Source organism: Phaeodactylibacter sp., assembly GCF_040219495.1.
In the GTDB taxonomy this organism is placed as follows: domain Bacteria; phylum Bacteroidota; class Bacteroidia; order Chitinophagales; family Saprospiraceae; genus Phaeodactylibacter.
In genome coordinates this window covers 22,970-31,951 of sequence record NZ_JAVJSK010000095.1, presented here as the reverse complement: position 1 = coordinate 31,951, position 8,982 = coordinate 22,970, and the positions used below count along the sequence as shown (strand labels likewise).

At 53.4% G+C, this 8,982-nt stretch carries 6 protein-coding genes; 3 read left to right on the top strand and 3 right to left on the bottom strand.

Annotated features, from left to right (window positions below; translation table 11 throughout):
* Positions 1-140: 140 nt before the first annotated feature.
* A complete protein-coding gene (gene thrS / locus RIC19_RS14730) occupies positions 141-2,069 on the bottom strand; it encodes a threonine--tRNA ligase (RefSeq protein ID WP_350179095.1) in 1,929 nt (642 codons plus the stop codon).
* A 365-nt stretch (positions 2,070-2,434) separates the two neighbouring features.
* On the opposite strand from thrS, the gene RIC19_RS14725 reads away from it, so the two are divergent.
* Positions 2,435-3,871: a hypothetical protein gene (locus RIC19_RS14725; RefSeq protein ID WP_350179094.1), complete on the top strand. Its 1,437-nt coding sequence runs from the start codon at positions 2,435-2,437 to the stop codon at positions 3,869-3,871.
* On the opposite strand, the gene porQ is transcribed toward RIC19_RS14725, so the two are convergent.
* A complete protein-coding gene (porQ, locus tag RIC19_RS14720; protein ID WP_350179093.1) occupies positions 3,868-4,938 on the bottom strand; it encodes a type IX secretion system protein PorQ in 1,071 nt (356 codons plus the stop codon). The two genes, RIC19_RS14725 and porQ, sit on opposite strands and share 4 nt — an antisense overlap.
* A 30-nt stretch (positions 4,939-4,968) precedes the next feature.
* Positions 4,969-5,574: a toxin-antitoxin system YwqK family antitoxin gene (locus RIC19_RS14715; protein WP_350179092.1), complete on the bottom strand. Its 606-nt coding sequence runs from the start codon at positions 5,572-5,574 to the stop codon at positions 4,969-4,971.
* Positions 5,575-5,924: 350 nt separating this feature from the next.
* On the opposite strand from RIC19_RS14715, the gene RIC19_RS14710 reads away from it, so the two are divergent.
* Together RIC19_RS14710 and RIC19_RS14705 are read left to right on the top strand one after the other, a co-directional pair.
* Positions 5,925-8,177 (top strand): patatin-like phospholipase family protein, encoded by a 2,253-nt coding sequence (locus RIC19_RS14710; protein ID WP_350179091.1) that lies wholly within the window; start codon positions 5,925-5,927, stop codon positions 8,175-8,177.
* 92 nt (positions 8,178-8,269) lie between these two features.
* On the top strand, positions 8,270-8,914 hold the full coding sequence (locus tag RIC19_RS14705) for a thioredoxin family protein (RefSeq protein WP_350179090.1): 645 nt from the start codon (positions 8,270-8,272) through the stop codon (positions 8,912-8,914).
* Positions 8,915-8,982: the final 68 nt, after the last annotated feature.

Genomic DNA, 8,982 nt, shown 5'->3' with positions numbered 1-8,982 from the left:
TTTTGGAGCGAACGCAGTCAAATTTTGTTCTGATTAAGGCGTGATGAGGGAACATAGCCTTAGCTACGTGACCGAAGAACAACGAAGAGCAGGACAAAATTTGGCAAGAGCAGCCCGAAGTGTAAAATCCCAACAAGCTCTTAATCCAGGTGTTTCTGAAAGTACTTCGCAAAGTCAGCCGTGGACATCGCACCTACGTCGCCCTCGCCCTGCTTACGGACAGAGACTGTACCGGATTCCATCTCCTTCTCACCAACGATAAGCATGAAAGGTACTTTCTGCACTTCGGCATCACGGATTTTGCGACCTACTTTCTCGCTCCGGTCATCCACCGTGCCCCGGATATCGTGCTTCGTCAGCTCCTGCTTAATATTTGCAGCATAGTCATTGAAGCGGTCGCTAATGGGCAGGATAATATACTGCTCAGGTGTTAGCCACAGCGGGAATTTACCTCCGGTATGCTCAATCAGGATACTGATGAAGCGTTCCATAGAGCCAAATGGCGCCCGGTGGATCATCACAGGGCGGTGCGGTTGATTGTCGGAACCGATATACTCCAGCTCGAAACGCTCCGGCAGGTTGTAGTCTACCTGTATAGTACCCAACTGCCAGGAACGCCCCAGAGCATCCTTCACCATGAAGTCGAGCTTGGGGCCATAGAAGGCCGCCTCACCCAACTCAGTGGTGGTCTTCAGGTTCGCCTCTTTCGTCGCCTCAATAATAGACTGTTCGGCATTTCTCCAGTTCTCATCCAGTCCGATGTACTTCTCGGGCTTGTTGGGGTCGCGCAGAGAGATCTGCGCCGTGAAATCCTCAAAGCCCATTTTGGACAAAACCGTCTTCGTGAGATCCAGCACATTGAGGAACTCCTCTTTGACCTGTTCCGGCGTACAGAAAATATGGGCATCATCCTGTGTAAAGCCCCGCACCCTTGAAAGGCCGTGCAGTTCTCCACTCTGCTCGTAGCGGTAAACCGTGCCAAACTCAGCAATACGCAGTGGCAAGTCGCGGTAAGAATGTGGCCGGTGCCCGAAAATCTCGCAGTGGTGCGGGCAATTCATCGGCTTCAGCAGAAACTCCTCCCCTTCCTTTGGCGTGGAGATCGGGTGGAAGCTGTCTTCCCCGTACATTTCCCAGTGACCGGAAGTGACGTAGAGGTCCTTTTTGCCAATATGCGGTGTAGTCACCATCTGATAGCCCCGCTTTTCCTGCTCTACCCGCAGAAAGTTCATCAGGCGGTCGCGCAGCTGATTGCCCTTGGGCAGCCATATCGGCAAGCCCTGCCCCACACGGTCAGAGAACATGAACAGCTCCAGCTCGGCGCCCAACTTGCGGTGGTCGCGCTGCTTAGCCTCCTCGATCATCTTTTCGTACTCGGTCAGCTCTTTCTGCTTGGGGAACGTGATGCCGTACACCCGGGTCATCTGTTGCCGGTTTTCATCGCCCTGCCAGTAGGCGCCTGCTACTTTGGTGATTTTGATCGCCTTGATGTAGCCGGTGTGGGGCACATGCGGGCCCCGGCAAAGGTCAGTGAAGCCACCTTGCTCATAGAGGGTGATATCCGCTCCTTCTTCCTTCCGCTTTTCCAGCAGCTCAAGTTTATATTCATCTCCTTTTTCCTGATATAGCGCAATGGCATCGTTGATGGAAATCGGCTTGCGGAGGTATTCGTTTTTCTGCTGTGCCAATTCCAGCATTTTCTGCTCGATCTTCGGAAAGTCGTCACTGGAAATGGTGTGTTCACCAGGATCTACATCGTAGTAAAACCCACCATCCGTAGCTGGCCCGGTACCGAACTTCACGCCCGGGTAAATGGCTTCAAGCGCCTCGGCCATCAGGTGAGCGGAAGAGTGCCAGAAGGTTGCTTTCCCGTCCTTGTCGTCCCACGTCAGCAACTGTACCGTAGCGTCTTCGGTAATGGGGCGCGTGGCATCCCATACCTCACCGTTTACTTTTGCAGAAAGGACTTTCTTCGCCAGTCCGTGGCTGATCGACTTCGCGATGTCGAGCCCGGTAGTGCCGGCTTCATACTGTCGGACATTACCGTCCGGGAAAGTGATGTTAATCATGATGAATTGGTAATTTTGTTATTGCTCCTTACGATTGGACAATAAAATTAGTTTCCTGCACTTCAAAAAAGTGCTTTTTAGAGCATGTTGGGACTATTGGCCTTCCAGTCGAAAAGAAGCATTTTTTTGATTAGACGAGGCTCGAAAACCAGAGTTTAGCCTTAGCTAGATAGCCTGTCCCGCAGTTTGCGGGAAGGGTTTTCGAGACGAAGCATAAGCAAAAAAGTGCACCGGTGCACCGGGACAGACCGATTACTAAAGTCCCAACACGCTTTTAGCGCCGCAAAATTAACGGATTTTAGGAGAGCACCTAAATTTACTGCTCCGTTATTTACCTAAATCCGAGCGTAAAAAGCTTCGCACGCATGCATAAAAAAATCAGGGCCTGGATCATCTTGGCCTTACTTCTGCTAGCCGACACCACTTACACCTTCATGCAGCACCGCATGGTGGGCCTGGATGGGGATATGCCCAGCCTGATCCTTCCGGGCCCGCACTACGAGCCGGTACTGTCTGCCCCCTTTGGATGGGCAGCGGCCACAGGCGAAGCGGCCTACGCTTCTCCCAACCGTTTCTTTGTTCATTGGGCTATGTACCATTATTTTCGGCTCGCCCCTGCAGCTTTGGGTACTTTCACAGACCCGATCGCGGGCATCTTCCTGAGTGCAGCTGCCGCCAAAACCGGTGCACACCTGCTACTGCTGCTGCTTTTAGCCGGGATGGCAGCCAACCGAAAGGGCATAGGGCCCACTTTAGCAGCGGCTGTGCTGATGGCCCCGTTGTTCCAGTCGGCCGGTTACTATCAGCCGGTGATGGGCCTGATTGAACAGGCACCCACTTATACGTTCTTCTACGCCTGGCCCGCTGTGCTGATGCTAAGCTGGCTGGCGTTGCTCTGCCGCCGATGGGGGCATTTACGGACAGCTACCCCTCCACTTTGGGAAACCCTGAGCCTTTATGCCCTCACGCTGATCATGCCCTTTACCGGCCCTTTAGTGCCCGGGGTCATTGCCGTGGGCTTTAGCATAGTCTTCGGCTATGGTGGGCGGCAACTCCTGAAGAAGGACGGGTGGCAGCAGCGGGCAGTCTTCATCCGCCAACAGCTCCCCCTCAGCCACTGGGCGGCTATTGGGCTATTGGGGACGCTGGGCCTGTACAGCTTGTACCTGGGCTCCCTCAGCACCGAGCAGCAGGAAGGCATAAGCCTCTGGGCGCGGTACGAAAAACTGCCGGCCGGCCTTTGGAAAATGCTGACGAACAAACCGGGGCTACCGCTATTGATTACGGGGATTCTGCTGCAATTTGCGCTGCTCCGCCGGCTGAACGCAGAAAACTGGCGGCACTGGTCAGAGACAGAAATACGCTACCTGCTGTTGTTCATCTTACTTTATATTTTACTGATCCCCCTGGGCGGTTACCGCGACTACCGACCGGATATTGTGCGCAGGGATACGCTGCAACCGGTACTTTTGATCCTGGTCTATCTATGGGGAAAGGCAAGCTTGCTATTGCTTTTTGCAGCCAACCGAAAACCAGGGTATTGGCTCCCCACAGTGGGGTTGCTCCTACTGTTCACCGTGGCGGACTATACCAATGTCCGGCAACCTCCCTGCCAGGAACAAGCCCTGCGGGATATGGCCGCATCCACAGCAGATACGATCGCCATCAGCCCCGATTGCCGGGTCGCCACCTGGGCGGAAATTCCGGATCAGGACACCCGGCTCTCCAGCGAGCTGCTGGTCTTGTGGGGTATTTTGGAAGAGGGGCAATATTTTGAGTATGCCCCAGCGCCCCGTGACTAACCCTTCTTTTTAAACTCCTGGAGGTTGGTGGCAATGCTAAAGTGGTTGAGCCCGCCGCCCAGGTGAAAACTCTGATGCCCGAAATCGATGCGGAAGCGGCTGATTTTGACCCCTATACCGAAGCTGAAGCCCGCCAGGCTGCCGAAGTTGTCCAGCCCGAGCTCGCGCCGCATAAAGTGGTTGTAACCGAACCGGAGCCGGAGATTCTCCCGGGCGCCCAGTAAAAACTCCCCGTTGAAAACAAGGTGGCGGAAGAAGTTGTCGAACCAGATGCTCGACGGACTCTCTTCGGTTTGTTCTTCCCCGAAAAAGAGGAGGGCAGGTTCCGCATTGGGGTCGTCGTAGCGGATATTCCAGCGGTCCAAAAAGCGGTAGATAACCGAAAACCGGAAAGGTAGATACCTCAGCCGCTTTGAAATACCGAACTGCATCTCAAAAGGCAGGGGCTCAAGGTTGTCTTCTGTATAGTAGGTGACCTGCCGGCCCATATTGCGGAAGACCAGGGTGGCGGTCAGGTTGCGGGAAGTATCAATGTAAGTGGCTGCCGCATCAGCGCCCAGCCCGAAGGAGGAGTACCCCGCCATTTGGGAGGTGATCACTTTGAGGTTGGCACCGATGGCCAGGCGGTCGTACACCTGTTTGCCTACGCCCATATTGATGGCGTACTCGGCTGCATCAAAGGTACCGATGATCTCCCCCCGGTCGTTGGTTTCGTCAAAAGTGCCGTAACTGATGTACTGCACGCCGAGGTGAGAAGTAAAGCCCAGGGAGTCGAAGTGGTGCCCGAAGGCAGCGTAGCCGTGACTGATTCCCGCTACGTGAAAGCTGTGGTTCACTGCGATCTGCTGATGCATATCAGGGTTGAGGGCAGCCGGGTTGCCCAACGCTAAATTGACATCATCATCGCGTACTGTAATGAGGTTGCCGCCCAGTGCCGTAAGCCGGGCGGATGGCGACAGGTTCAAAAACTCATAAGTGTGCAGGCCACCGAGCTGCGCGCCCGCGTGAATTGCACTGAACAAAAAAGCGAGAACCAGTAGGGCGGTAGGTAGAATTCTAAATTGCATACTATTCTTTTATATCCGGGGTCCGGTCGTTTATTCTTCCCCCTCACGTTTCCAAATGGTACGGCAGATGCCATGCTCGCAGTTCATTTTGCGCTTGAGCTCGCCCTGCTCGTCGAAGAGTTTAAGCAGCCCATGCTCATTGTCGCCATTGAGGTAGGCGCCTTCTGCTTTCAGGTTGCCGTTTTCGTAATACTCGATAAACGGGCCGTTTTCGGCATTACCTTCAAAGCGGACCCGCTCCATGAGCTGCCCGTTTTCGTAGTAGCGGTCCCAGTCACCGGTCATTTTGTTGGCAATGTATTGCCCGGACAGGTTGAGCTTGCCCGACTCGTAGTAAGAGCGGTAAGGCCCGTCAAAAATACCGTTTCGGTAAGTTTCCACGATCTGTGTATCCTTATCCTCATAGTACAGCACACGGAGCCCACTGAGGGTATCATTCTCATAGGTGGCTTCCTCTATGAGTTGCCCCTGCTCATCAAACTTCTGGTACAGGCCTTGTTTGGCAAAGTCTGCCTTGCTGCGCTGATAGCGTTCGGTGTAGCCGTAGCTATCCACGTTTTCAACTTGCTCTATCTTCGACTTACACCCTGAGGCGAGGAGGAAGAGGCATGCGGCGGCGGTCCAAATATGCTTCATAAGTTCTTTTCAGTACTGTTCTCGTTTATCCTTCTTTGACGTCGTCTACTCCAAAGCAAAACGCAAAACCGTGGCGTTCATTTTTGCTGCCCGAAAAATAACACTTTGGATAGACTTTATTTGCAGGCGTCCCAAACGGCACTGCTTTCTCTCAGGGGCGGCGCTGTACATCAGGCCTGATGCGCGGGGACACGCGTGGTGGGAAAACGAGCCATGTCCAGCAAGTTCTAAAGAAAGGCACTCTGCAATCTTGCAGGATGGGCAGGAAAGCGCCAAAAGTCCGGGCATCGCCTTTTTCCATCCCCCGGATAGTAGCATCAGAGCAGGGAATTCCGTATTTTGTTGAGGCCATGATGCAAAAACTGCGTAACGTTTACCATTCCTTCCCGGTACAGCTGCTAATACTGCATATACGCAGCAACCACTTGCTATTGGCCATGTGGGTCGTCTTCTTCCTGTTGGTTTCCGGAACGCTGGCGCGCAAACTCGGCTTCCAGTACCTTTTCCTGGACCCGGAGTACCTCGGTGCGGTAAATTTCTGGAGCTTTTTCTTTGTGGGTATTGGCTTCGGCAGCTTTTTTATGAGCTGGAACCTGGCCCTCTATTTACTGAGTGCGCACTACTTCCCGTTTTTAGCCTCTCTGGCCCGCCCGTTTACCAAATTTGTCATCAACAATCTGCTGCTGCCGCTGACCTTTCTGGTGATCTACCTGGGCATCATGGTGTACTTCCAGCGGTACTACGAAGGGCTGGTTTTTCGGGAAGTCACGCTTAATGCAGTAGGCTTTCTCGGTGGTATGTTCCTGCTGATTATCCTTTACGCTGTGTATTTCCAGTTTACCAACCGGGATATTTCCTACTACGAAAGCCGGCCGGAACGGCCTCCCCACCTCACCCGCGCCTACATGCCGGGGCGCAGGCAGGTGGACCTCGAGTACATCAAGCTCGACAGCACACGGTGGCGGGTGGATACCTACCTGTCGGAATCTTTAGAGCCGAGGCTGGTACGTAGTGTTGCTCACTACGACACCAAGATGCTGATGAGCATTTTTAAGCAAAACCACCTCAATGCGCTGATCCTGCAGCTGATCAGCATGCTGGTACTGCTCGTGCTCGGCTATCTGGTTGATTACCCCCCTTTCCGGATCCCGGCGGGTGCCAGCCTGTTTATACTGGCCAGTGTGCTGACCGCACTCATAGGTGCTGTTATTTACTGGTTTGGAGACTGGAGTGTGACCGTGATCATCCTCCTCCTGCTGGGGCTAAATATCCTGACCCGCAACGACAACTTCAACTATACCAACAAGGCTTACGGGCTCAACTACGAGATTGCCCCGGCTGAATATTCCCTCCAACAACTGCAGGAGGCTAGCAACAGTGCCCGTATTGAGGATGATAAGGCCTCCACTACAGCCATTCTGGAAAAATGGAAAGCTAAGACCGGCGAAGAAAAGCCCTGGATGGTTGTCCTTTGCTCCAGCGGTGGCGGCTTGAAATCGGCAACATGGAGCATGCAGGTGGTGCGTAAAGCCGACAGTCTGCTCAATGGAAAATTGCTGGAGCATACCGTACTCATCACTGGTGCTTCGGGCGGCATGATGGGCATGACTTACCTGCGGGAGCTTTATCTGCAGCAACAGCAGGGGGCATCCATTGATGTACATGACCCCGGGTACATCGACAACATCGCCAAGGACCTGGCCAACTCTGTCGCTTTCACTATTGTTTCCAATGACCTCTTCATTCCATGGGCCCCTTTTGAGGTCAATGGCTATACCTACTACAAAGACCGCGGCTACGTATTCGAGCAGCAGCTCAACGAAAACACCTACGGCATTCTGGACCGCCGCCTCGACGACTACCAGGAACCAGAGGCCTCTGCTACCGTTCCGATGCTCTACCTGACGCCCTCCATTGTAAATGATGCCCGCCGCCTGATCATATCGCCACAGGGCGTTTCCTACATGATGAAAGCCCCGGTTGGGCAACGCTACCCTGATGCGGTGGAAGTGGATGCGGTGGACTTCCGGTGGATGTTCCGGGAGCAGGATGCAGGCAACCTGCGCATGCTCTCTGCAGTGCGGATGAACGCGACCTATCCCTACGTACTCCCCAATGTGCACCTGCCCAGCCGCCCCGGAATTGAAGTTATGGATGCCGGTTTTCTGGACAACTACGGCATCGTTTCTGCTACGCGCTTCATTCAGGTCTTCCGGGACTGGATCCTCGAAAACACCCGTGGAGTGCTCCTGTTGCAAATCAGCAGTTCTGACAAAGTGGAAGAGATTACGCCAAGCGGCGGGCAGGGCATCATCGAGTCTATGTTCAACCCACTCGGCATAGCGGGCAAAGTGCTCGTAAGGCAAGAGTTTGAGCAAGACAACAGCCTGGGCTTTATGTACGACTTGCTCGGGGAGGAACGCTTTGTGCAGATCCCGTTTTTCTACCGGCCTACAGAAGCCAAAAAACTAGAGGCTTCTATCTCATTCCACATTACCGAAAGGGAGAAAGCCGACGTCATGCGCGCCATTTATCATCCTTCCAATTTGTCAAGCCTGGAACAGTTGGCTCAACTACTGGGGGCGACTTCAAAACAAAAATGACCTTCCAGACCTTCCTCTATTGATAGTAGACATTATGGGGAATGACTCGACAAGCCACCCGGTCGGCAATCAAAACTAAATTGTTACTTCTTATGAAAAAAATCGCTGCTTCGGTAATAGAACAAGCCATGAGCTACTCCGAATACCGCGCACATATTGAAAGCTTACGCACCGAAGGCAAAACTACTGGCGCCAACCATAGCGAAGCTATGCTGCATTATACCGACCTCAACCGTTCGCGCATGAGCCGCCTGGACAAAACCAGCAGGCTTACGCCGGAAACCCTCGGGGGCATTGAGCGCCTGCAAGCTCCGGTTACGATGCTCGTACTGACAGAAGCATGGTGTGGTGATGCCGCTCAGGTCATCCCTGTTCTTCAAAAACTGGCAGAAGCCAGCCCACGCCTTTCCCTGAAGTTAATCCTGCGGGACGAGCACCCTGATATCATGGATGCCTTCCTGACGAATGGCGGGCGCTCCATCCCTAAAATCATCTTCATCAACGATTCCAGTGGTGAAGTGGCTGGCAGTTGGGGCCCAAGGCCGGCAGCGGTACAACAAATAGTCATAGACTACAAAACAAAACTCCAGCAACTGGAAGATGCCAAAGCCAAAAAAGTATTGCAGCAGGAAACCATCGTCGAAACCCAAAAGTGGTATGCCAGAGACAAGACCAAAAGCATTCAGTCTGAAGTGATGCAAGCCTTGCTGCAGCACCACAGTGTGCTGACGCACTAAGCGACGGGGCCACTATTCCTGTAGCGCATAGGTTTTTTTTCAGGAATAAGTCGGAAATCCTTAGTTTG